This is a genomic window from Leclercia adecarboxylata (assembly GCF_035787115.1).
GTDB classification, from domain to species: Bacteria; Pseudomonadota; Gammaproteobacteria; order Enterobacterales; family Enterobacteriaceae; genus Enterobacter; species Enterobacter adecarboxylatus_E.
Genome location: NZ_JALKTL010000001.1, coordinates 36,618 through 58,413, shown reverse-complemented (window position 1 = coordinate 58,413; position 21,796 = coordinate 36,618). Strand labels below are relative to the sequence as shown.

General features: G+C 53.1%; 22 protein-coding genes. 6 read left to right on the top strand and 16 right to left on the bottom strand.

Annotated elements, in window-relative coordinates; genetic code table 11:
• Positions 1-19: 19 nt before the first annotated feature.
• Positions 20-688, bottom strand: a complete 669-nt coding sequence (locus MXM41_RS00280; RefSeq protein WP_130588973.1) for a methionine ABC transporter permease — start codon at positions 686-688, stop codon at positions 20-22.
• Complete coding sequence (locus MXM41_RS00275; protein ID WP_325929210.1) at positions 681-1,703, bottom strand: methionine ABC transporter ATP-binding protein; 1,023 nt, start codon at positions 1,701-1,703, stop codon at positions 681-683. Before MXM41_RS00275 ends, MXM41_RS00280 begins: the two co-directional genes overlap by 8 nt.
• A gap of 280 nt (positions 1,704-1,983) precedes the next feature.
• On the opposite strand from MXM41_RS00275, the gene MXM41_RS22770 reads away from it, so the two are divergent.
• From MXM41_RS22770 to lpp, 3 genes are all read left to right on the top strand, one after another.
• A complete protein-coding gene (locus tag MXM41_RS22770; RefSeq protein ID WP_418936755.1) occupies positions 1,984-2,280 on the top strand; it encodes a hypothetical protein in 297 nt (98 codons plus the stop codon).
• Between the two features lie 7 nt (positions 2,281-2,287).
• On the top strand, positions 2,288-3,709 hold the full coding sequence (gene pykF / locus MXM41_RS00270) for a pyruvate kinase PykF (protein ID WP_325929209.1): 1,422 nt from the start codon (positions 2,288-2,290) through the stop codon (positions 3,707-3,709).
• Positions 3,710-4,019: 310 nt separating this feature from the next.
• Complete coding sequence (gene lpp, locus MXM41_RS00265) at positions 4,020-4,256, top strand: murein lipoprotein Lpp (RefSeq protein ID WP_001082307.1); 237 nt, start codon at positions 4,020-4,022, stop codon at positions 4,254-4,256.
• A 62-nt stretch (positions 4,257-4,318) separates the two neighbouring features.
• On the opposite strand, the gene ldtE is transcribed toward lpp, so the two are convergent.
• From ldtE to MXM41_RS00225, 8 genes are all read right to left on the bottom strand, one after another.
• Entirely contained in the window at positions 4,319-5,332 is a 1,014-nt protein-coding gene (gene ldtE, locus MXM41_RS00260) for a L,D-transpeptidase LdtE (protein ID WP_325929207.1), read from the bottom strand.
• 97 nt (positions 5,333-5,429) lie between these two features.
• Complete coding sequence (gene sufE, locus MXM41_RS00255; protein WP_325929206.1) at positions 5,430-5,846, bottom strand: cysteine desulfuration protein SufE; 417 nt, start codon at positions 5,844-5,846, stop codon at positions 5,430-5,432.
• A 15-nt stretch (positions 5,847-5,861) separates the two neighbouring features.
• Positions 5,862-7,082 carry a cysteine desulfurase SufS gene (sufS, locus tag MXM41_RS00250; RefSeq protein ID WP_325929205.1) on the bottom strand — a complete coding sequence of 407 codons (1,221 nt, stop codon included), beginning with the start codon at positions 7,080-7,082 and terminating at the stop codon, positions 5,862-5,864.
• Positions 7,079-8,350 carry a Fe-S cluster assembly protein SufD gene (sufD, locus tag MXM41_RS00245; protein WP_325929204.1) on the bottom strand — a complete coding sequence of 424 codons (1,272 nt, stop codon included), beginning with the start codon at positions 8,348-8,350 and terminating at the stop codon, positions 7,079-7,081. The genes sufS and sufD overlap by 4 nt, the downstream gene beginning before the upstream one ends.
• Positions 8,325-9,071, bottom strand: coding sequence for a Fe-S cluster assembly ATPase SufC (sufC, locus tag MXM41_RS00240; protein ID WP_325929203.1), 747 nt, complete (start codon positions 9,069-9,071; stop codon positions 8,325-8,327). Before sufC ends, sufD begins: the two co-directional genes overlap by 26 nt.
• Positions 9,072-9,087: 16 nt before the next feature.
• Positions 9,088-10,575 (bottom strand): Fe-S cluster assembly protein SufB, encoded by a 1,488-nt coding sequence (sufB, locus tag MXM41_RS00235; protein ID WP_325929202.1) that lies wholly within the window; start codon positions 10,573-10,575, stop codon positions 9,088-9,090.
• 8 nt (positions 10,576-10,583) lie between these two features.
• On the bottom strand, positions 10,584-10,952 hold the full coding sequence (gene sufA, locus MXM41_RS00230) for a Fe-S cluster assembly scaffold SufA (protein WP_325929201.1): 369 nt from the start codon (positions 10,950-10,952) through the stop codon (positions 10,584-10,586).
• A 442-nt stretch (positions 10,953-11,394) separates the two neighbouring features.
• A complete protein-coding gene (locus MXM41_RS00225; protein WP_325929200.1) occupies positions 11,395-12,663 on the bottom strand; it encodes a Y-family DNA polymerase in 1,269 nt (422 codons plus the stop codon).
• 229 nt (positions 12,664-12,892) lie between these two features.
• Here MXM41_RS00225 and MXM41_RS00220 point away from each other — a divergent pair, with 229 nt between their 5' ends.
• Positions 12,893-13,339 (top strand): hypothetical protein, encoded by a 447-nt coding sequence (locus MXM41_RS00220; protein WP_325929199.1) that lies wholly within the window; start codon positions 12,893-12,895, stop codon positions 13,337-13,339.
• Positions 13,340-13,545: 206 nt separating this feature from the next.
• Here MXM41_RS00220 and MXM41_RS00215 read toward each other — a convergent pair whose 3' ends face one another.
• The 6 genes from MXM41_RS00215 to MXM41_RS00190 form a co-directional block, all read right to left on the bottom strand.
• Positions 13,546-14,076: a helix-turn-helix transcriptional regulator gene (locus tag MXM41_RS00215; RefSeq protein WP_325929197.1), complete on the bottom strand. Its 531-nt coding sequence runs from the start codon at positions 14,074-14,076 to the stop codon at positions 13,546-13,548.
• A 127-nt stretch (positions 14,077-14,203) separates the two neighbouring features.
• Positions 14,204-14,713, bottom strand: coding sequence for a fimbrial protein (locus MXM41_RS00210; protein WP_325929196.1), 510 nt, complete (start codon positions 14,711-14,713; stop codon positions 14,204-14,206).
• Between the two features lie 13 nt (positions 14,714-14,726).
• On the bottom strand, positions 14,727-15,734 hold the full coding sequence (locus MXM41_RS00205) for a fimbrial protein (RefSeq protein WP_325929195.1): 1,008 nt from the start codon (positions 15,732-15,734) through the stop codon (positions 14,727-14,729).
• A gap of 24 nt (positions 15,735-15,758) precedes the next feature.
• Entirely contained in the window at positions 15,759-18,254 is a 2,496-nt protein-coding gene (locus MXM41_RS00200; protein ID WP_325929194.1) for a fimbria/pilus outer membrane usher protein, read from the bottom strand.
• Between the two features lie 43 nt (positions 18,255-18,297).
• Positions 18,298-18,975, bottom strand: a complete 678-nt coding sequence (locus tag MXM41_RS00195; RefSeq protein WP_325929193.1) for a molecular chaperone — start codon at positions 18,973-18,975, stop codon at positions 18,298-18,300.
• Positions 18,976-19,033: 58 nt separating this feature from the next.
• Positions 19,034-19,558, bottom strand: coding sequence for a fimbrial protein (locus MXM41_RS00190; RefSeq protein WP_325929191.1), 525 nt, complete (start codon positions 19,556-19,558; stop codon positions 19,034-19,036).
• A gap of 506 nt (positions 19,559-20,064) precedes the next feature.
• On the opposite strand from MXM41_RS00190, the gene MXM41_RS00185 reads away from it, so the two are divergent.
• Together MXM41_RS00185 and MXM41_RS00180 are read left to right on the top strand one after the other, a co-directional pair.
• A complete protein-coding gene (locus MXM41_RS00185; protein ID WP_325929190.1) occupies positions 20,065-20,724 on the top strand; it encodes a helix-turn-helix domain-containing protein in 660 nt (219 codons plus the stop codon).
• A gap of 85 nt (positions 20,725-20,809) precedes the next feature.
• A complete protein-coding gene (locus MXM41_RS00180; protein WP_325929189.1) occupies positions 20,810-21,451 on the top strand; it encodes a winged helix-turn-helix transcriptional regulator in 642 nt (213 codons plus the stop codon).
• The last annotated feature ends 345 nt before the right edge of the window (positions 21,452-21,796 follow it).

Genomic DNA, 21,796 nt, shown 5'->3' with positions numbered 1-21,796 from the left:
GTATTATTAGTGTGTTTGTTCAACGTTTATCTAACAGAGAGGTAATGATGTCGCCGCAGAACTGGATAATGAAAACGATGATCAAAATGGTCACCGTTGCCACCAGCGTGACGTCACCATGGTTGCGCTGGAATCCTTCCAGATAAGCCAGATTTCCCAGACCACCGGCACCAATTACCCCCGCCATTGCGCTGTAGCTCACCAGCGCAATCAGCGTCACCGTGATCCCTGAGACCAGAGCAGGTGAGGATTCCGGCAGTAAAACCCGAAAAATTAACGTGCTCAGGCGGGCGCCCATTGAGCGTGTCGCCTCAATCACCCCTTTGTCCACTTCACGCAGGGCGATCTCTACCAGACGGGCGTAGAACGGCGCGGCACCAACAATCAGCGCGGGCAGCGCTGCGTTAGCCCCGAGGATGGTTCCCACCACGGTTTTGGTGAAGGGGATCAGCAGCACAATCAGGATGATGAACGGGATCGAACGGAACACGTTCACCACAATCGAAATCACGCTGTAGACCGTGCGGTTGTGGAACATCCCGCCGCGGGCGGTTAAAAACAGCGCCAGGCCGAGGATCAGGCCAAGAACAAAGGTCGCAACGCCGGAGAGTGCCGTCATGTACAGCGTTTCCAGGGTGGCGGCCCAGAGCTGGTCCCATTTCAGGTGCGGGAAGAGATTCTCAGCCATGTTTAATTACCTCGCCTTCAATATCACTGTGCTGCAAATCGGCGAGGATATTGTTCAGTTGTTCATCTGTTGCCACCACGTGCAGCCAGAGCTGGCCGAACACGCCGTGAGCGGTTTGCGTCATTTTGCCGTGCAGAATGTTAAACGGCAGGCCGTAGCGCAGCGTCAGTTCACCCACCACCGGTTTGTGGGTGCTGTGTCCGGTAAAGGTCAGCTTGATAACGGTGCCTTCCAGTGCGTTCGCCAGCTCAGTGTTAAAGGTCTCTTCTTCAGCGTACTGGCTGACCTGACGCACAAACTGTTGCGTAATCGGCTGCTGCGGGTGGGTAAAGACCTGCAGGACGTCGCCCTCTTCCACCACTTTGCCGTTTTCCATCACCGCCACGCGGTCGCAGATTTTGCGCACCACGTGCATCTCATGGGTGATGAGGACAATGGTCAGCTTAAAGCGGCGGTTGATGTCGAGCAGCAGATCAAGGATCTGATCGGTGGTCTGCGGGTCCAGCGCCGAGGTGGCTTCATCGCAGAGCAGTACGTCAGGGTTATTCGCCAGGGCGCGGGCGATACCGACGCGCTGCTTTTGCCCGCCGCTGAGCTGCGAAGGGTACGCCTGTTCCCGGCCTTTCAGCCCCACCAGCTCAACCAGCTCCGCCACGCGGGCTTTGATTTTGGCTTTGGGCACCCCGGCAATCTGCATGGAGAAGGCGATGTTCTCGCTTACCGTGCGCGACCACAGCAGGTTGAAGTGCTGAAACACCATACTGATTTTCAGCCGCGCCTGGCGCAGGGTTTCGCCTTTTGCCGCAGAGATGTCCTGCCCGTTAATGGTCACGCTGCCGGTGGTCGGTTTTTCCAGGCCGTTAAGCAGGCGGATTAAGGTACTTTTACCCGCGCCGCTGTAGCCAATAATTCCATAAATTTGGCCCTGCTCTATCGCCAGGTTTACGTTATCAACGGCCGTCAGCGCCACTTTTCCGTTGTCAAAAATCTTCGAAATATTCCTGAGTACAATCATTCTTCTGGTAATCCGTTCGCCTGTGGCGGTTTAGCAGTATGGATGTCCAAACGATAGTAAACAGGCGTTATTAGCTTTTAAATGAATGAAATGGAATATCTTATAACTTTGAGTGATATACCGCGTGGCAGGCGGAAGACGCGATAAAGCGAATTTATGGCAATCAATAGTGGAGAAACAACAATGAGGTGAACGGCGTAAAAATGGGGCGTTTGCCGTAAGCTTTTTCCCGGGCGCAACATCCTTGCTGTGAACCTTAACGCGTTGATAACAATCCTTTGTGAAACTGCATATAAAATTTTTGAAACGCTGTTTTCATTTTCCTTTTGCGCATCTTTCAGCGTATAATGCGCGCCAAACTCCTGATGAATGGTTTCAGCGCTTGGACTACAAAAAACAACGCAATCAACTTACCCTCTCCTCCTGGGCTGAAACACAGGCACACATTCTTCTGCACGCTCAATTGATGTCACCTATTCTTACTGCGTGTCAAAAAAAATTTCGCAACACAGGTTTGACTCCGAGGCCCTGCGCACCCGGAGCGAGATTTCCATATCCTTCTCAACTTAAAGACTAAGACTGTCATGAAAAAGACGAAAATTGTTTGCACCATCGGCCCGAAAACCGAATCTGAAGAGATGCTGACCAAAATGCTGGACGCCGGCATGAACGTGATGCGTCTGAACTTCTCTCACGGTGACTATGCTGAACACGGCCAGCGCATCCAGAACCTGCGCAACGTGATGAGCAAGACCGGTAAAAAAGCAGCAATCCTGCTGGATACCAAAGGTCCAGAAATTCGTACCATTAAACTGGAAGGCGGCAACGACGTTTCTCTGAAAGCGGGCCAGACCTTCACGTTCACTACAGACAAGTCTGTTGTCGGCAACAGTGAAATCGTTGCTGTGACCTATGAAGGCTTCACCAGCGACCTGTCCGTCGGTAACACCGTGCTGGTGGACGACGGCCTGATCGGTATGGAAGTCACCGCAATCGAAGGCAAAAACGTTGTTTGTAAGGTACTGAACAACGGCGACCTGGGCGAAAACAAAGGCGTTAACCTGCCAGGCGTTTCTATCGCTCTGCCTGCGCTGGCTGAAAAAGACAAACAGGATCTGATCTTCGGTTGCGAGCAAGGCGTTGACTTCGTTGCGGCATCCTTTATCCGCAAACGTTCTGATGTCGTTGAAATCCGTGAGCACCTGAAAGCCCACGGCGGCGAAAACATCCAGATCATCTCCAAAATCGAAAATCAGGAAGGCCTTAACAACTTCGACGAAATTCTCGAAGCGTCTGACGGCATCATGGTTGCACGTGGTGACCTGGGCGTTGAGATCCCGGTTGAAGAAGTTATCTTCGCGCAGAAGATGATGATCGAGAAGTGTGTTCGCGCGCGTAAAGTGGTTATCACCGCAACGCAGATGCTGGACTCCATGATCAAAAACCCACGTCCAACCCGCGCTGAAGCCGGCGACGTGGCCAATGCCATTCTCGACGGTACCGATGCGGTGATGCTCTCCGGTGAATCCGCGAAGGGTAAATACCCGCTGGAAGCTGTCACCATCATGGCGACCATCTGCGAACGTACCGACCGCGTAATGCAGAGCCGTCTGGACAACAACAACGACAGCCGTAAACTGCGCATCACTGAAGCCGTTTGCCGTGGCGCGGTTGAAACTGCTGAGAAACTGGAAGCCCCGCTGATCGTTGTTGCGACCCAGGGCGGCAAATCTGCCAAAGCCGTACGTAAATACTTCCCGAACGCCACCATTCTGGCCCTGACCACCAATGAAGTGACTGCGCGTCAGCTGGTGCTGAGCAAAGGCGTAGTACCACACCTGGTGAAAGAGATCGCCTCTACTGACGATTTCTACCGTCTGGGTAAAGAAGTGGCTCTGCAGCTGGTTGAACGTGGCCTGGCGCAGAAAGGCGACGTTGTGGTGATGGTATCCGGTGCGCTGGTTCCAAGCGGCACCACTAATACCGCATCTGTTCACGTCCTGTAATAATTTCGAACGAATTAATTTGTATAAAAAGCGTCCTTCGGGACGCTTTTTTTATTTCCGCTATCAGACAAATTTATTAGAAAAGCAAATCGGGTTTTTCTATTTAATGGGGTCATTTTCTAAGAGGAATCCGATGAAAATTGTCTGTTTTAACACAATATTTTTCACGAAATAGTCAAAACAGGTGCTTCTTTGAGCGAACGATCAAAAATAGGCATATTCCCATCAAAAAAATATTCTCAACCTAAAAAACTTTGTGTAATACTTGTAACGCTACATGGAGATTAACTCAATCTAGAGGGTATTAATAATGAATCGTACTAAACTGGTACTGGGCGCGGTAATCCTGGGTTCTACTCTGCTGGCAGGTTGCTCCAGCAATGCTAAAATCGATCAGCTGTCTTCTGACGTTCAGACTCTGAACGCTAAAGTTGACCAGCTGAGCAACGACGTGAACGCAATGCGTTCCGACGTTCAGGCTGCTAAAGATGACGCAGCTCGCGCTAACCAGCGTCTGGACAACCAGGCTACTAAATACCGTAAGTAATAGTACCTGTGTTAATAAAATGGCGCACATTGTGCGCCATTTTTTTTGCCTCTCGTTTCGTTCTACTGAATTGCCTGTTCTTGTTCACCCTGCATCACCGCCACCGGCAAGCGACTGTTCTGCGCTGAAAGCCCGGTACTTTCAGTAGCTGCCCCGGCACCGCTTGAGACGACCACCGGGATCCCCGACCGACGCGACAACGCTTTGTTCACCAGCAGCTTATCGCTACCGCCGTGCGAGATAAACGTCGTAAAGGCGCTGGACTGCGTGATAGCGATCGTCTGGGGGTTTTCTCCCTCTTCCATCGCCAGCGGGCGATGCACTTCAACATAGCGCTTACCGTCCGGCTCAACCGAGAACTTCACCGGCTCATTGATGATTTGCACCCGCGTGCCGACACGGGTCTGGGCGAAGAGCGCTTTAATATCAGGCGCGTTCATTCGCATACAGCCGGAACTGACGCGCAACCCCACGCTGTCCGGTGCGCTGGTGCCATGGATCAGGTACTCACCATTGCCCACGCCCAGACGCAGCGCAAAGCGCCCCAGCGGATTATTTGGCCCTGCGGGTACTACCGGGGGCAGTTTGATACCCTGCGCCAGCGAGCGCGCTCTGATGCCCGCGGTTGGCGTCCAGGTCGGGTTAGGGATCTTCTGGCTGATGTGGGTGGTGGTTACAGGCGTATCCAGCCCCAGTTGGCCAATGCCCAGCGGATAGACCTGCACGCTGTTTTCACCCGGCGGATAGTAGTAGAGTCGCAGCTCCGCCAGATTCACCACGATCCCCTCCCGGGGTGTATCCGGGAGCAGCATCTGCGAAGGAATGGTGATGACCGTTCCTGGCGCCGGATAGACCGGAGCGATGGTATTATTGGTTTCGAGTATTAAATGCGCAGCGGTATTAAACCGACGCGCAATAGCCTGCAGGTTATTATCACCTTCCTGAACAATATACGTCTGGTTTTGCCCGATAAGCCGACTACCAGCCGGCGGCAAAGGATAATCCACCGCCCGGGCGCAATTAATCGCACTGAGCGAACCAAAGAGAATAAGAGTTAATAGAGACGCGCGCTTCATACTGGGATTCCTTATTCACTGACAGAACGTCAGAAAGCTGAAAAATCCGCGAGGCGGGAGCCGTCTCGCGGAACAGAATGAGGGCTGTCCTGATAGTTTAGCTAATGTTGGCGGCTTTGGAGCGGATTGCGCGGATCATCGCCTCAAGCCCCTGGGAACGGGAGGGGGTTAAATGCTGCGTAAGCGCCATTTTTTCAAACCACGGACGCACGTCAAAGGCGACAATATCCTGAGCAGACATCTGCTGATATAAAATAAACACGACGGCAATAAGGCCTTTGACTATTGCCGCATCACTGTCACCCGCTAATTCAATCACCCCGGTTTCGTTCTGGTGCATTATTATCCACACCTGGCTCTGACAGCCCTGAATACTATTTTCCGGAATGTGGTCATCCTCGCTAAGGGCAGGCAGACGCTGCCCCAGCTCAATGATGTAGAGGTACTTCTCTTCCCAGTTTGCGCAACGCGTAAAGTTACGCAGCAATTTATCTCTGTCTGGCAACGCAGCCATTTCTTGCCCCTATTTTTAGCCCAGCAGATGGTGGATACGCTTCAGCCCTGCCACCAGTCTGTCGACCTCTTCCATTGTGTTGTACATCACCAGCGATGCGCGGCACATCGCCGGTACCTGATAGAACGCCATCAGCGGCATAGCGCAGTGGTGTCCGGTACGCACCGCCACACCATAGTTATCGAGAAAACTGCCGACGTCATAGGCGTGGTGTTTGCCAAGATTGAAGGCAATGACCCCCAGACGATCCGCCGGGCCGTACAGGGTGAGATCCGGTACGCTGGCCAGCTCGGTTAGCGCGTAGCGCATCAGCATCTGCTCATATTCGGCGATGGCATCAAGGCCGATGCCTGAGACATACTCCATGGCCGCGCCCAGCCCGATAATGCCGCCGGTGTTGGGGGTGCCCGCCTCAAAGCGCCACGGCGCACGGGCATAGGTGGTGCCTTCGCTCAGGCTGACGGTGGCGATCATCGACCCGCCCCCTTCCCATGGCGGCATGGCCTGTAAAATCTCGTCTTTGACGTACAGTACGCCGATCCCGGTAGGCCCGTAGAGCTTATGCCCGGAGAAGACGTAGAAGTCGCAGTCCAGCGCCTGCACGTCAACGCTGTGGTGCATCACCGCCTGCGCGCCATCGATCAGCACTTTCGCCTCTACCTGATGGGCTCTGGCGATAATTTCCGCCACCGGGTTTTCGGTGCCCAGCACGTTGGAGACCTGGGTAATGGCCACCAGCCGGGTGCGTTCATCAAGCAGGGTATCCAGCTGTTCAAGCTGTAAGGTGCCATCCTCGTTAAGCGGGATCACCCTCAGTTCAGCCCCGACGCGCTCGCACAGCATCTGCCAGGGCACAATGTTGGCATGGTGCTCCATCTGGCTGATGATGATGTTATCCCCGGCATGCACCTCCGCACTGCCCCAACTATTGGCAACCAGGTTGATCCCTTCGGTGGTACCGCGCACAAAGACCAGCTCTTCCGGCAAGCGGGCGTTCAAAAACGCCGCCGCCCGGGTACGGACGTTTTCCATCCGCTGCGTCGCTTCGGCGCTGAGGGTATGGATCCCCCGGTGTACCGCCGCATAACCGTGCCGGTAAAACTCTGCCTCGGCATCGATCACCTGCGCGGGTTTTTGCGCGCTGGCGGCGCTGTCGAGATAGGCAAGCGGCAGACCGTTTACTTCACGGGTCAGGACGGGAAAGTCCGCCCGCACTCTCTCTACAGGGAAATTCATGCCACACCTCCGGGCAGACGCTGGCCGATACGTGCCAGCACCTGCTGTCTTAATGTTTCATCGTCGAGGGCTTCGGTCAGTTCAGCGGCAAAGGCGTAAAGGATCATCTTCTCTGCCGCCTGCTTATCGATCCCGCGGGAGCGCAGATAGAACATCTGCTCATCATCAATCCGCCCTACGGTAGCGCCGTGGCTGCACTTCACGTCATCAGCATAGATCTCGAGCTGCGGTTTGGTGTCCACTTCCGCCAGTCGACCCATCAGCAGATTGTTGTTGGTCATCTGCCCGTCGGTTTTAATGGCGTGCTGCGCCACGTTGATAAGACCGTTGAATACCGCCCGCCCCTTATCGCTGACGATGGTTTTATGCAGCTGACGGCTGTTGCAGTAGCCCTTGTTGTGCTCAAGCCAGGTGCGGGTATCGCACACTTCGGATTTCACCGGCATCGCCAGGCTGTTGATGCGCAGGGTCGTATTTTCGCCGTTCAGCTGGGTGCTGGTGTTGTGGCGCAGTACCGCGCCCCCGAGCAGGAAGCTGTGGCTGAAGGCCGACGCATCGGCGGCAATCTGCAGATCGTTATGGGCGAAGTGGTGGCTCAACGCGTTCTCAAACGCCAGCTTAATGTGGTGCAGCCGGGCGTTGGCCGCCACGTTCATGGTCAGGCGCGCGCCGGTGAAGTGACGCATCTCATTGAGACTGACGTAATGTTCAACGATCGTCGCTTCTGCCCCCTCCGCCAGCTCAAGATGGTGGCGATAATGGGCGGTGTTGATCTCTTCGTCTGCCAGACCCTGTGTAATATGCAGCAAGAGCAACGGCTTAGAAGGCCGTTGGTTACGTTTAACGCTGATATGGGTCACGCTCTGCGCGAGGCTTTCGGTCAGATGCAGGAACAGCTCCGGCTGAACCGGTGCCGTCAGGCTCTGGCGCTCGTCGTTAATCACGACGTCAAACCCGCTGCCTTCGGTGCTGTCGCTCAGCTCTGCGCTAAAGCGCCCGTCAACGAAGACCAGCCGCGTGGCGTCAAGATTCAGCGCCAGCGTATCCCGGTCGCCGGGCGCGACGCTTGCCGGACGCGCCACAAACTGGCCGTTGAGTAGCCCTTCCAGCGGGGTGTATTTCCAGTTTTCGTGCTTACGCGTCGGCAACCCGAGGCGAAGCATCTGCTGCAGGTGCTGCTGCGCCTGTTCCGAGCGCGTCTCGCCCTGCGCTTCAAACAGACGGTGCCACTGCTGCAGCGCGTTACTGCTGTTCGCTAAGCCAGCCATAGCCCTGCTCCTCCAGCTGTTTCACCAGCGTGAAATCACCGGATTTCACAATCCGCCCCTGATAGAGCACGTGCACATAATCGGGCTTGATGTAATCAAGGATGCGCTGATAGTGGGTGACGATGATAAAGGACCGCTTGCCGTCGCGCAGGGCGTTAACCCCGTCGGCGACAATCTTCAGGGCGTCGATATCCAGTCCGGAGTCGGTTTCATCAAGAATGCACAGCTCCGGCTCCAGCACCGCCATCTGCAGAATGTCGTTACGCTTCTTCTCCCCGCCGGAAAAACCGACGTTGACCGAACGGGTAAGCAGATCTTCCGGCATCTTCAGCAGCTGAATCTTCTCTTCCATCAGATCCTGGAAATCAAAGCGATCCAGCTCCTCTTCGCTGCGGTATTTGCGCACCGCATTCAGCGCGGTCTGCAGGAAGAACTGGTTACTGACGCCCGGGATCTCCACCGGATACTGGAAGGCCATAAAAATACCTTCGCCAGCGCGCTCTTCAGGGGAGAGCTCCAGCAGATCTTTGCCTTTAAACGCTACCGAACCGCCAACCACTTCGTAATCTTCGCGTCCGGCCAGCGTCGCGGAGAGCGTGCTTTTCCCCGAGCCGTTTGGCCCCATAATGGCATGGACTTCACCCGGACGAACCTCCAGGCTCAGGCCGCGCAGGATCGCTTTCTCTTCCACACTGACCTGTAAATCTTTGATGCTTAACATGTGCTTTCCTTAATCCTTAACCGACGCTGTGTTCGAGGCTGATCGCCAGTAATTTCTGTGCTTCCACGGCAAACTCCAGCGGCAGTTCAGAGAACACATCCTTACAGAAGCCGTTCACAATCATCGAGATGGCATCCTCTTCGCTGATGCCGCGCTGCAGGCAGTAGAACAACTGGTCCTCACCAATTCGCGATGTCGTCGCTTCGTGCTCCAGCTGGGCGCTGTTGTTACGACACTCCACATACGGGAAGGTGTGCGCCCCGCAGTCCGGACCAATCAGCATTGAGTCGCACTGGGTAAAGTTGCGGGCGTTGGTGGCCGTCGGCATGATTTTGACTAAGCCCCGGTAGCTGTTCTGGCTCTGCCCCGCCGAGATCCCTTTCGAGATGATGGTCGATTTGGTGTTTTTACCGATGTGGATCATCTTGGTGCCGGTATCGGCCTGCTGATGTCCGCTGGTCAGCGCCACCGAGTAAAACTCACCGATGGAGTTATCTCCACGCAGAATGCAGCTCGGGTATTTCCAGGTGATGGCTGAACCGGTTTCCGACTGGGTCCAGGACATCTTGCTGTTTTCGCCTTCGCACAGGGCGCGCTTGGTGACGAAATTCAGGATACCGCCGGTATTGTTATCCCCCGGGAACCAGTTCTGCACGGTGGAGTACTTCACTTCCGCGTCTTTATGGATAATCACTTCCACCACCGCCGCGTGAAGCTGGTAGCTGTCGCGCACCGGGGCGGAACAGCCCTCAATATAGCTGACGTAACTGCCCTCATCGGCGACGAGAATCGTGCGTTCGAACTGACCGGTCTTCTCGGCGTTGATGCGGAAATAAGTAGAGAGCTCCATCGGGCAGCGTACGCCCTTCGGCACGTAGATAAAGGTGCCGTCAGACGCCACCGCCGCGTTGAGGGCCGCAAAAAAGTTATCGTTGCCCGGCACCACGGTACCGAGGTACTTCTTCACCAGCTCAGGATGATCGTGGATGGCTTCGCCGAAGGAGCAGAAGATGATCCCCTGCTCACCCAGTTTTTCACGATAGGTAGTGGCCACCGAGACCGAGTCAAAGATGGCGTCCACCGCCACCTCGCGTCCTTCACGCACCGGCACCCCGAGCTGTTCGAAGGCCTCTTCCACCTCTTTACTTAAAAAGGCATTGGCCCCGGTCTGCTGCACCGCACCAGGCTCAGAGGCGCAGGTGTCGTCACAGTTGCCGCAGGATGGCGCAGAGTAGTAACTGTAATCCTGATAATTCAGTTTGTCGTAATGCGCCTTCAGCCAGTGCGGCTCTTCCATCTCCAGCCAGGCCCTGAACGCATTCAGGCGGAACTCGAGCATCCACTCGGGTTCGTTACGTTTGGCCGAAATGGCGCGAATGACCTCTTCATTGATCCCTTTTGCCAGCTCGTCGGTCTGCAATTGGGTGAAAAAGCCCTCTTTATAATTAATGTGGCCACCGGACCAGGTGTTGACATCGTCAGTTGCTTCAGTATGTCGAGACATAATACCGCCTATACCCCAAAACTTTCGCCGCAGCCGCATTCGTTCTGGGCTTTCGGGTTATTGAATTTGAATAACTGGTTTAAGCCTTCGCGCACGTAATCCACTTCCGTACCGTCAATAAACGGCATCGCCTGTAGCGGCACATAGAGTCGGGCGCCTTCATGTTCAAAAACCAGATCGTCTTTCTCCGGCTGGTTTACGGTGGTCAGAACATAGCCGAAACCGGCGCAGCCCGTCTGCTTTACCCCTAACCGCACGCCAAGCATGCCTGCCTGTTTGCTGACCAGTTCGCGAATGTGCGCTGCAGCGGCAGGCGTCAGCGATAACCCTCGCCACGCAAAATCTGTCGGATCAAACGTTTCTGAATGCTGTTCCATAAGTCCACCTCATGTATTGCGCCCCCTGGGCATAACACCATGTTAGTGATAATGATTATCACTTCAACCCCTCAGTTGCAGGGACATTCGGCTTAATCGCCCTTTTTGTCTGGTTTCATTAAGCATAGACCCTGCTGACGGGCTTATCAGGCCCGAAGGATAATGTTTAATGTGTTGATAATATTGATAATTAAAGGAGGAAATCGACGGAAACGGTCAAAAACGAAAATATGTATAGAAAATGCCTATTTTTGGGATAGATTTTTTTAAATCTCTAAAATCAAGGGATTAATTTAAAATCAGCGAGTTAGCATCTTAGACATATAGACATCAACGGACAATGTAGGGCATTTAGATGCCCCCAAACATGCCCCCAGATGCGATTCTGCCCCCAAATATGCCCCTAAAATCCGTAATTTAGACCGCTGAGGTATGTCCAGTTTCAGCGGACAATCAGTAAATCCGAAAATCTTGTAGTATAGCGTGGTGATAGCATTTCCCTTTTCATCTGCCACTGCTGCTGGATACCCTGACCCGCAAAAAACAGAGTGCCTCTTCCGTCTTTTGCATTAAGAAGATCCAGTACCTCCATTAGTTTCTCGCTGTTTTTCTGCGGAGTAATGTCGTCAAAAAGATTCAGTTGCGCGATACCAGAACTGAAAAAATCCCCCAGCATTACGCCTGCTTTCTGATATCGATTGCCGTCACGCCAGATATTATCCAGGCAGCGCACTGCGGCGTTGATAATGTCGCGGGTATCCTGGGTAGGGGTGAGGAGTTTTACGGAGACGCTGTTGCCGTAGTACGGCTCGTTAACCGCAAACGGCGAGGTTTTGACGAATGCAGAAATGTAGCGGCAATACTGATGCTCAGCGCGCAATTTTTCCGCTGCGCGCGCCGCGTGACTGCAAATAGCCTGATGCATCTGCTCGTAGTCCGTTACCCTCTCGCCGAACGAGCGCGAACAGACGATCTCCTGCTTCGCCGGTGCAAACTCTTCCAGTTCCAGACAAGGCTCACCGCGTAGTTCACGCACCGTGCGCTCTAACACCACGTTAAAATGTTTACGAATGACCCATGGTAATGTATCGGCGAGCTGGCAGGCATTGGTTATGCCCATAGTGATCAGCTTTTTACTGATGCGTCGACCTACTCCCCAGACATCCTCTACGGGTACGATAGACATCAAACGCCGCTGACGATCGATATTTGATAAATCCACGACGCCCCCGGTCTGCCGCGGCCACTTTTTTGCTGCATGGTTCGCAAGTTTCGCCAGGGTTTTGGTCTGGGCTATCCCAACGCCAACGGTCAGATGTGTATTCCGTAAAACTGTAGCGCGGATTTCCCGACCAAAGTCCTCCAAATTTCGGCAGTTCCGCCCCCCGGTAAGGTCGCAAAAGGCCTCGTCAATCGAGTAAATTTCAACGCGCGGAGACATTTCTTCCAGAGTGGTCATCACCCTGTGGCTCATATCGGCGTAAAGCTCATAATTGCTTGAGGATGTGGCAACGTTGTTACGCCGGAATAAATCACGTTGTTTGAAGTACGTCTCACCCATTGCGATCCCTAATTGTTTTGCCTCAGCACTTCGGGCAATAACGCACCCGTCGTTATTCGACAAAACGACGACAGGTCGGCCCTTCAGGTCGGGCCTAAAAACAGATTCGCAGGACGCATAAAATGAGTTCACATCAACCAGGGCAAACATGGAGTTGCCACCTTTTTTCTTATAATTACTGTATATAAATACAGCAATTGAGACTGCGGAATTCTTCAAGTGAATGGTTTGGGGGTTTGACGTCTACACTATCGTCGGGTGGACTGCATGCATCGATCGATTGAGACGATCAATATTCCCGTATCGATCTATACAACCTATTTGAATCCCTGACATTACCCATGCTTTCATTGCGGGAATTTTCCAGGGAATGAAATCCATGACAAAGAAGATTAGCCTCGTCGCAACGTATAACGCTGAGAACCGGCAGGCCGCTAAGGCGCTGGTATCTAACCCTGCCGTAAAGAACCTGCACGAGGTAATCCTCGTAAACGAGGGTGACGCCCAGGACATCAGCAGCACCCGACTTACGTCAATCCGCATCGCAAATCACGCCCCTCACTCCGAGCCACTTGTAATGGCCGTGGGCGCGCATTACGCCAGCGGTGATGTGATCGTCCTGTGCCGTAATCCCGGCAGCGTTACCGAGCGTTTATGCATGCAGTTGCAAAAAGCGCGGCGGCATTACAGCCCTGCCGCTGGGCTTCATGTCTTTATGAAATCTGATTTTCCGTGGAGATATGATATCGAGACGGGTTTTGAGAGGGGACAAAGTGGCCGCTTTATCAATCTGGAATGGGAAGTGGTGCGCAATGTGGCGGGGTAATTCACATGTGGAGTTTGTATTTGCAGTCCTAATGGTTTTAAGCACGGTGCCTGCACTTGTGTTGCTGGCTCTGGACGGCTGGAACTTGCTTCGACGATATTCAAAGGGCAGGGAAAATAAGGGGCAATGATGGCCCCTATTTTTAGAATAGCCAGAAAAGTCATCAGCCCGCGCTGGCGGGCTCATTTCAGGGGGTTATATGGCAGTTATGCTCTCAGACATTCCCGCAACAAATTTATCTGCATGTTTTTTTCACGCATTCTGGTCAGCAACGCCTGTAAATCGTGATCGCTGTCCAGCTGAAACTTCTGCATGACGTCGTACTTGTGCGCATACACCGTTTTGCTGTCGATCTTCAGCTTTTCCGCAATAGCGGTTGTCGATAACCCCTGGTACAGGCTGGCCATAATGACGGTTTGCCGCGGCGATAGCGCCCGGTGATGACACCCTGCACAGGCGTGAGTGACTGGGTTTTCCTCGTGGCACTGCAAGGTATGCCGGGCCGCCTGGAAAATCTGGTAAAAATCGTCCAGCGGCGCATTCCGTGACACGAATATTATCTCCTGAAAACAGACCGGTAATGTCTCTTTACTGTAGCGTTCGCCGTTGATCAGACCAATCATCACCCCTTTCTTACGCGCCAGTAATTCTGGCGTACAGATGAAAGGCTCGCCCCGGCACAGAGACAGCACCAGGATATCAGCACAGCTGATATTCTTCCGGGTAAAGTCCGTCATAAAATTTATGTCACATCCGGCCTGCGTTCCGAACTGTTCGATAATCATTTTTTTCAGCGCATAGCAGTAAAATGTCTCTGTCTCATTAATAAGCACGTTCACCATCGGCGGTATTTCCCTCACTCATTCAGTTATATTCCAGCGTCGCGACCACGGCGACGCTAATTGTGCCTGGCGTCACTCCGCCGGTATCAGAATAGGCAATGGCCTGCATATTCAGGGTGGTGGTGCGATCGTCATTAATATTGCGGGTAAGGCTGCTCCCCGACCCTTTTAAATTCCCCGTACGGGTTTCAATAATGCCCAGCGCGATATTTCTCGCGGTACCGCTATTCCTGTAGTAGTTTGTCCCCGCATCGGGATCGGCTGTTCCGGTAAAGGTGACCGTCACGCGCTGTGTTACCGCCGGACATTGGGTAAAGTTCAACGTAAAAGGCACAGGCGCAGAGGACGACGCTGGCGTGGCCATATTTTTTGCCTGTATATTTCCCAGATTAACGTTTACCACCGGGCTCCCTCCGTTAAAGACGCAGGGCGTGGCGACGATCCTCCCTTTTACAGCGATATTCACGCCGTCTGCCGCCGCCCCGGCGGTAAACAGGCAGGCGATCGCTATCCCGATGATATTCAGCCTCATCGATATTTTCCTTTTACTGATAGGTGAGGATCAGGGTGGCACTGGCATTTGCGGTTCCGGTGCTTACTGAGGTTTTGGTTTGATAGTAGCGGGCCGTGATCGGCAAACTCTCCTGACCACCATTCGCCTGTTTGAGCGCAACCGTGCTGTTTAATACCAGCGGCACGCCGTTATAAAGCAGCTGCACACCGACACCGTCTGCAACGCCCTCCGCTCCCTGGCCGGATAACGCCAGCACGCTGCTGTTACCGGATTCAGGGTACGGAATGCCGCTCAGCGTGACGTTAATATTCGCCCCGCTGTCGCAGTTGAGGCCGAGGTTAAGCGTGCTTTGGGCCCCATCCGGTAGAGTGCCGACAGTGTTGCCGAAACGGCTTAACGGTACGTCGCCGAGGAGGAATACCAGATTTGGCGTGGTGATGGCGCAGGCCACCTGCGTAATCGAACCGGTTCCCGCATAGACGGGGATATCGGGCGCCGTGGTGCCGCCCCGATATTGCTCTGTCCAGGCCACAAAAGAGGCCAGAAGCCCGTTTACGGAACCTGACGTAATAGTGCCGGTTTTCCAGAACTGAATAATCGGCTGGAACTGGCTGGCGTGTATTTCATTGCTGTTCGAACTCCAGGAAGCAGTGAAAAGATCGGCTCCCAGCCAGGTTGTTCCATTAAAACTGGCGTCCCCGGCGGTGGTTTTTTCATAATATCCCACGGAGATCCCAACGCCGGGCAACCCGGTTTGATATACCCGGCGTCCACTGGCGGTAGTAAACGCATAGGCCAGGCCTGCGCTCTTCATGCCTGCGGTTGAACCTTCGTTCCCCGTGGGCGTACAGCTATAGGCCAGCGCCAGCGAACCATAAATTTCGTTGCTTATCGCCTCCCCGACGGGGACATCACGCTGAACAATAATATTGCCGTAATTAACGTTATACGGGGCGCCGATAACGGTATATTCACAACCATAGCCGGACAGCGGAAAAACGGTTGCCAGCACTATTAATACGCGCCAGATAATTAGCATGTTGAATCATCCACAATCATTCCATTAATGGCAAACAACGTCCGCACGAATAATATCGCCGGCCGGTTGTTTGTTATTCAGGGCGTAGTGAGCCTGGCAACGCTGCTGTTCACTCTCGCCCCACTTCACCGTTAATTTCACATCCTGCTGCAAACCGGTTAAATAAACCTGGCCGCTCTCTCCCACAATAAAGCCCGCATTCTGCGTTCCGTTCTCCGTCGCGACGGCACCAAACGGAACGGGCTGGCCATTTTGCCGGGTGAGCGTCATCAGGATCCGCAACCCAACGCTGGCGACATAGCTGGCACGCACAAGCGCTCCCCGGGTGGGTGTCACCGTCTGCACCGTCTGCGCCAGTTCGACATTAACAGGCAAGGTATCGGTCAACAGCGAGATGTCGTTTTTCCGGTACGGCGTCAAATTGCTGCTCAGGGCATAACCGCGGTAATCAGTTCTGGCCCCGGACTGATTCTGCACCCCTACCCCTGCCGCGCCAGGCGCTTGTATTAACACGCTGGTCTCGCCCAGGGGCTGGGCAAAGGTTACGCCGTCGGCATGCAGCACCACGCCGCCCTGGAGAGCGTAATTCAACCGGTCACTGTACTGGTCGTAGCTGTAACCAGCGGTCGCTTCGCCGTAGGTGCCTTTGTAATCTCCGTTAATATTGCCGGTGTAGTCCCGGTTATCGGCGCCGTACCCCTGCTGCACATTCCAGCTCAGGGCATTATTGTCGAGCGCCGTGCCGTTCATCCCCATACTGTGGGTGGCACCCCTGTTCTTACTGACGGTAACCGCGTAATTGACCCAGGTTTGCGGCAGGAAGGCCGCCAGCGGCACGCTGATGTTAAAGGACGCCATCTGCTCTTTAGCATAACGACTGTCGCTGCCGCTCCAGGTATAGGTCAGACCGTAGCTGACGCTGCGCCAGAAAGCGTTATAGCCCAGGCTCCATGAGGTCTTCGTTTGATCGACGTTCCAGTAATCTTCCGCCACGGCACTTAACATCAGTGAGCCCAGAGTGTTGCCCAGGGTCTGGTTCATGGTTAACTCGGCGCGATTACGACGCCGATCGTTAAACGCGCTGTCGCTGCCATAAGCGTCCAGCACCTCCTGCATCCCGTAATATCCGCGGGTGGAGTAGCGATAACCCGCGATGGCAACGTTGGTCCCGCTTTTCACAAAATTCTTGCTGTACCGCGTCCGCCAGGATTGCCCCTGTGATGCGTGTTCCTCTTTCGGGGTTGACCAGGCCTGGGTGACGTCCGCAGAAAACGCGCCGAAATCGCCCATATTTTTGCCCATCCCGAGAGCCAGAGACTGGTATTTGCTCGCGCCCTCAAATCCACCATACAGGGTCAGACCATACGGAAGACCATAGATGCCGGTCAGCTGGCTGAACGGGGTCTTATCGACGCCATGATCCCAGGGGCGATACTGCCCGGCGGTGACGGCATATTTCAGCTGCCCTTCACGCTGCAATACCGGCAGAGAGGCAAACGGCACGGTAAAATGCTGTACGCTGCCGTCGGCTTCTTTAATAGTGACGTCGAGATCTCCTGCGCCGCCTGTTGGATACATATCGCTAATTTCAAAGGTGCCCGGCGCGACGTAGTTCTGGTAAATCTGGTAGCCGTTCTGGCGAATAATCACCTGTGCGTTGCTCCTGGCAATACCACGTACTACCGGCGCGTATCCCCGAAGCGAATCCGGCAGCATGTCATCGTCTGAGGCCAGCTGCATGCCGCGAAAAGGCATACTGTCAAACACGTCTGCCGGCGATGAGCTTTCCCCCAGCGTGAGCTGCGCACTCAGCGGGACAATGCCCCGCTGGAGCCAGGTATAGACATGATCCCACCGCGTCTGACCTTCGCCGTCTCGTGACCAGGTAGCGTAATTTCGCAGTCGCCACGGGCCAATATTGAAACCTGGCCGCAGGTTCGCGTACTGGGTGTTGTCGCTGCCACCGTTCCTGTTCAGGATGCGTGCACCGCTCAGAGAGTAGTTGAGCATGGCGGCGGTGATCCCATCGTCCCACTGCGCAGGCTGGACGTAGCCTCTGGCCTGTATCGTCAGCGCGGCCTGTGGCACGCTGATGACAAGGCGCTGGCTGGCAAACTGAAAATCGGTACTGGCCTGAGGAATAGCGTCCAGGCGTGCGCAAGGAGACCCTGGCTGACTGAGCCCGGGAAAGCGCTCCGTTTTGACACCCCATTGCGTTAACGCGTCGACGCTAAGACAGGGTTCAAGCCGCGATTCGCCCTGACTGTCAGTGACGTTAGCAAAGGCGACGTCCCGGGTCTCCGTTAGCTGACCGTCAAGAATAATATCGACATGATAAACCCCCGCAGCCTGAGAACCTGTTTCAAAGCCGATTAAATCAGCCCTGTCGATGCCAGGATTATCAAGCTCAATCAATTCAGGGTTAAAATATTCGCGCGCATAAATTTTATTTGCACCCTCAGTCAGTGCGAGAGTTATAAATCCTGCAAGCAACGTGATTTTATATCCGCTGTTCCCCATCCTGGCGCTACTCCATGAACATCACCTGTCACCCTGTTACTTGTCACAGGTTTGCCGTATGCGCTTCCCCTGTGCCGCCATAATCATTAATTAATTTAAATATCACTGCTCCGGTCGTCGTTTGTTCAGGGAGGGATATTGCCGCTTGTGCATGCGGCAATATCCAGGTTACCTCGGGCACTTTTTTACCGCCGACGATGATTTCGTTAAAATTCATCACATAATCAGTGGGGTTTGTGATTTCTATTTTATTCCCGTTGCGTCGCCAGATTAATTTATCCGCCTGTTCCTCTGGTGTTGAGCGCTTTAAACTAGTCGGGCGATAAATTAATTTAATTCGCGTTTTTACCGCTATCTGCAGCGAGTTCTCTGCTGTGGTAGCTGATGGAATCGACTTGATATTCAGCCAGAACAACGTTTCCCGGTTCTGCGGTAATGCCCCGGTTAATACAATCCGTTCAACGTTTTGCTGGCCTTTATCCAACCGGTAAAGAGGCGGCGTAATAATAAAAGGCGGTTTCTGAGCGCTGTCACTCAATGCATCTATCCACGAATGAACCAGATACGGTGAATCGTCAGGATTTTTCACGTTGAGAGCGGCTTCTTTTTTGCTGCCATCAAATATAAGACGTGTTCCGCCTATAATGATACCTGCCTGTACAGCCGAAACGCCCGGCATAATAAGCAGGCTGGCGAGCAGGCATTTGGGAACAAAATTCATCGCATACCTCAGTAAAAACGGGGCCGTTTCCGGCCCCACCTGATGTTCAGTCAGGAAATCAGTTATAGACGACAGAGAAGTTGGCAACGGAGTTTGCCGATCCCGCGGTCACGCTTGATGCCGTCGAAATATACTGCGCAAAAAATTTCAGAGTATTATCCTGAGTGTTGCTCAGATCATAGTTATAGTTGTTCTCACCGTGCAGTGGCAGATCGGTTTTATCCGCTGACATCAGATTAATCGCCACGCCGCTCGCCGCCCCCTCAACTGCACTGTTAATTGCCAGCAGACTCGGATCGACTTTATCCGGCGCACCGTCAAAACGGACTTTCGCTGATGTAACAGTATCCGGACAATCTTTTAATATAATGTCGAAGTCTTTTGCTGCGGTTCTGTCCCCCTTTTCCGTAAATTCTGATCTATAAAAGTTGCCGATAATTACCGTCTGGTTTTGCGAAGCGACAGCAACATCACAGGCGGAATCAAGGATATTTCCGGAAAAATTAACCGTACCAGCTGCTGCAAAGGCAGAGGATGAACAAACTGCAGCCAGAGTCGATAAAACAATCATTGTTTTTTTCATAAAACGCTTTCCTTAATAACGTTTGTTATCACCATTTTTTTAGGCAAAAGCATCCATAAGGTGTGTATCACCTTTTATTTTTATATATCCGACATGCTGATTCCTTTTTTGTAAGTAAAAGAGGTAAAGCGATATCTACCTGTACCAGGCGCTGCTTGTTTTTTACTCACATGGCGGCAATTTATATAAAGACATTTCTAAACTCAAATGATTTTTCAGTCTAGTTGTAGACTCTGCAACGACCTCATCCCACTCACCTCAGCGTTGAGCATCAGCCCAGGAACTTTTCTTTTGTCTTTTCCTCGTGAATAGGGCCCTCCGCCACGCTGCTGGGTCTATTAATAGACTACATGATAAAAACACTTATTTATCATCTGGTTAAACCTCAAATACTTATTCCGGTCTAATTTTAGACCCGCGATTGATATTCCCAGTATCAATACTTTTTACGATAATCCCGCCCGGTTTTGAACACCCGATTGTTTCAGTAAGATTGAGGTCACCTGATGAATACCCGAATGACGGCGGTAAAGGCCAATCCCAACATATCTTCGCTGGCGTTAAAACCTTTTGCAGACATAGACAAACTTATTGCACATCTTCGTCCTTTTACCGAGACCGTGACGATGAATAAAGGCGATGTGGTGCACTATTACGAAGCGGATATCCGTCTGTGCTGGCTGTTATTAAGTGGCAGCGTGGCCTTGCATCGCCGTGGCGACGGGGTAGTGCTGAATTCAGAATCGGCCCCCTTTATTATTGGCGTCAGCAGCCAGCTATGTTCGGAACATTTATACGCGAGAGCGCTGGAAGATGCCGAGGTGGCGCGCATGCCGCTGGAACTATTCAATCAGCTCGTGGCCAATGACGGGCTATGGGAGTATTTTTCCCGGCTGTTGATTTATACCGTTTCTCGCATTTACGAGCACTGCTCGCAGATATCGCAAATGTCTGCGTACGACATCATCCGTCTGCAATTAGTCGAGCTGTTACAGGAGCCTGAATCGGTACGACTCAACACCACGGCTGCGGCGTATATCAAAAGCCGGACCTACCTCTCCCGCAGCGGGATCATGCGTATCCTGTCGGAATTACGCACCGGAGGTTATATCGCCATGCAGCGGGGTGTGCTGCTCGATATTCATCATCTGCCGCAAAAATATTGATCCGCATCGCTTAACAAGGGCTCGGTAAAGCGGATGGGCACTATAATAACCGACATTACGTCACCCTTAGCTAACAGGTCATTTCATGTCATCGCCAACGACGCCTCCCGGTTCGGTTCAGCGTGGGTCGCCCTGGTCACAGGAGCTTATTTCCCATCTGCAACCTTACGCGACCCTTCACCACGTTCAGCGGGGAGAACAGTTCGATTTTTGTATTAAAGGTCAGGGAATGTGTTATCTGATAATCGAGGGCAGCGTGGCGCTCTATCGCCGAAGCAACAATATGCTGCTGTCCACCGCCAACAGCCCGGCAGTCTTTGGTCTGGCGAACATGACGGATATCTATTTTGACGACTATTTCAAAACAATTAAGCCGTGCACAATTGGCGTTCTTCCGATCGATAAAGTTAACGACATCTGCAAAGAAAACGATTTGTGGGGGCTGGTCTCCCGCCATATGATGTTTGTCTATAACCGGCTTTATCACCATGTTATGCCCGCAGGAGCGCCCACAGCCTATGAATTAATTCGAAAGCAGCTGCTGGAGTTGATGGACGAGGATGAGGGTTTCCGCGCCAGGATCACCGCAGAAAAATATATCCGCGATAAAACGCAGCTCTCCCGTAGCGGTGTGATGCGTATTCTGGCCGATCTGAAAGCCGGTGGTTATGTGGAAATGAAAGAGGGTCGGCTGATAAAAATCATCAAACTTCCCGCAAAATACTGAGCGACGCTGGAGGCAGAACGCACCTCAACAGGGTCTCCTTCCACTGTAAGCGTATTCTGAATCTCAGTCGCATGGCTGAGGCGATCGTCTCCTGATGCGCTATGCTTCTGCAAAAGGGCCGCATACGGAGGGGAAATGCTCATTGCACTTGTGACAGCCGCCGTCGTTGCCGTCGTCATTACCGGTCTGGTTATCCTGTCTGCCATGCAGGACATTAACAACGATTATTGAGCGCAGTAAACAGAAAGCCCTTAAGACTACTGGAGTGTAATCTTAAGGGCTTCTCGCTCCATCCGGCGCTTATCTCCGGCACTCAATATGGCTTAGCTCTTGAAGGAGCATAGG

Bases quoted from the DNA above. Each gene is read 5' to 3' on its own strand.
- MXM41_RS00190 (WP_325929191.1), bottom strand. From the start codon at position 19,558: ATGAAAAAAACAATGATTGTTTTATCGACTCTGGCTGCAGTTTGTTCA.
- MXM41_RS00215 (WP_325929197.1), bottom strand. From the start codon at position 14,076: ATGACGGACTTTACCCGGAAGAATATCAGCTGTGCTGATATCCTGGTG.
- MXM41_RS00185 (WP_325929190.1), top strand. From the start codon at position 20,065: ATGAATACCCGAATGACGGCGGTAAAGGCCAATCCCAACATATCTTCG.
- sufA (WP_325929201.1), bottom strand. From the start codon at position 10,952: ATGGAACAGCATTCAGAAACGTTTGATCCGACAGATTTTGCGTGGCGA.
- pykF (WP_325929209.1), top strand. From the start codon at position 2,288: ATGAAAAAGACGAAAATTGTTTGCACCATCGGCCCGAAAACCGAATCT.
- MXM41_RS00275 (WP_325929210.1), bottom strand. From the start codon at position 1,703: ATGATTGTACTCAGGAATATTTCGAAGATTTTTGACAACGGAAAAGTG.
- MXM41_RS00205 (WP_325929195.1), bottom strand. From the start codon at position 15,734: ATGCTAATTATCTGGCGCGTATTAATAGTGCTGGCAACCGTTTTTCCG.
- MXM41_RS00225 (WP_325929200.1), bottom strand. From the start codon at position 12,663: ATGTTTGCCCTGGTTGATGTGAACTCATTTTATGCGTCCTGCGAATCT.
- sufD (WP_325929204.1), bottom strand. From the start codon at position 8,350: ATGGCTGGCTTAGCGAACAGCAGTAACGCGCTGCAGCAGTGGCACCGT.
- ldtE (WP_325929207.1), bottom strand. From the start codon at position 5,332: ATGAAGCGCGCGTCTCTATTAACTCTTATTCTCTTTGGTTCGCTCAGT.
- MXM41_RS00220 (WP_325929199.1), top strand. From the start codon at position 12,893: ATGACAAAGAAGATTAGCCTCGTCGCAACGTATAACGCTGAGAACCGG.
- sufC (WP_325929203.1), bottom strand. From the start codon at position 9,071: ATGTTAAGCATCAAAGATTTACAGGTCAGTGTGGAAGAGAAAGCGATC.
- MXM41_RS00200 (WP_325929194.1), bottom strand. From the start codon at position 18,254: ATGGGGAACAGCGGATATAAAATCACGTTGCTTGCAGGATTTATAACT.
- sufS (WP_325929205.1), bottom strand. From the start codon at position 7,082: ATGAATTTCCCTGTAGAGAGAGTGCGGGCGGACTTTCCCGTCCTGACC.
- sufE (WP_325929206.1), bottom strand. From the start codon at position 5,846: ATGGCTGCGTTGCCAGACAGAGATAAATTGCTGCGTAACTTTACGCGT.
- MXM41_RS00195 (WP_325929193.1), bottom strand. From the start codon at position 18,975: ATGAATTTTGTTCCCAAATGCCTGCTCGCCAGCCTGCTTATTATGCCG.
- sufB (WP_325929202.1), bottom strand. From the start codon at position 10,575: ATGTCTCGACATACTGAAGCAACTGACGATGTCAACACCTGGTCCGGT.
- MXM41_RS00280 (WP_130588973.1), bottom strand. From the start codon at position 688: ATGGCTGAGAATCTCTTCCCGCACCTGAAATGGGACCAGCTCTGGGCC.
- lpp (WP_001082307.1), top strand. From the start codon at position 4,020: ATGAATCGTACTAAACTGGTACTGGGCGCGGTAATCCTGGGTTCTACT.
- MXM41_RS00180 (WP_325929189.1), top strand. From the start codon at position 20,810: ATGTCATCGCCAACGACGCCTCCCGGTTCGGTTCAGCGTGGGTCGCCC.
- MXM41_RS00210 (WP_325929196.1), bottom strand. From the start codon at position 14,713: ATGAGGCTGAATATCATCGGGATAGCGATCGCCTGCCTGTTTACCGCC.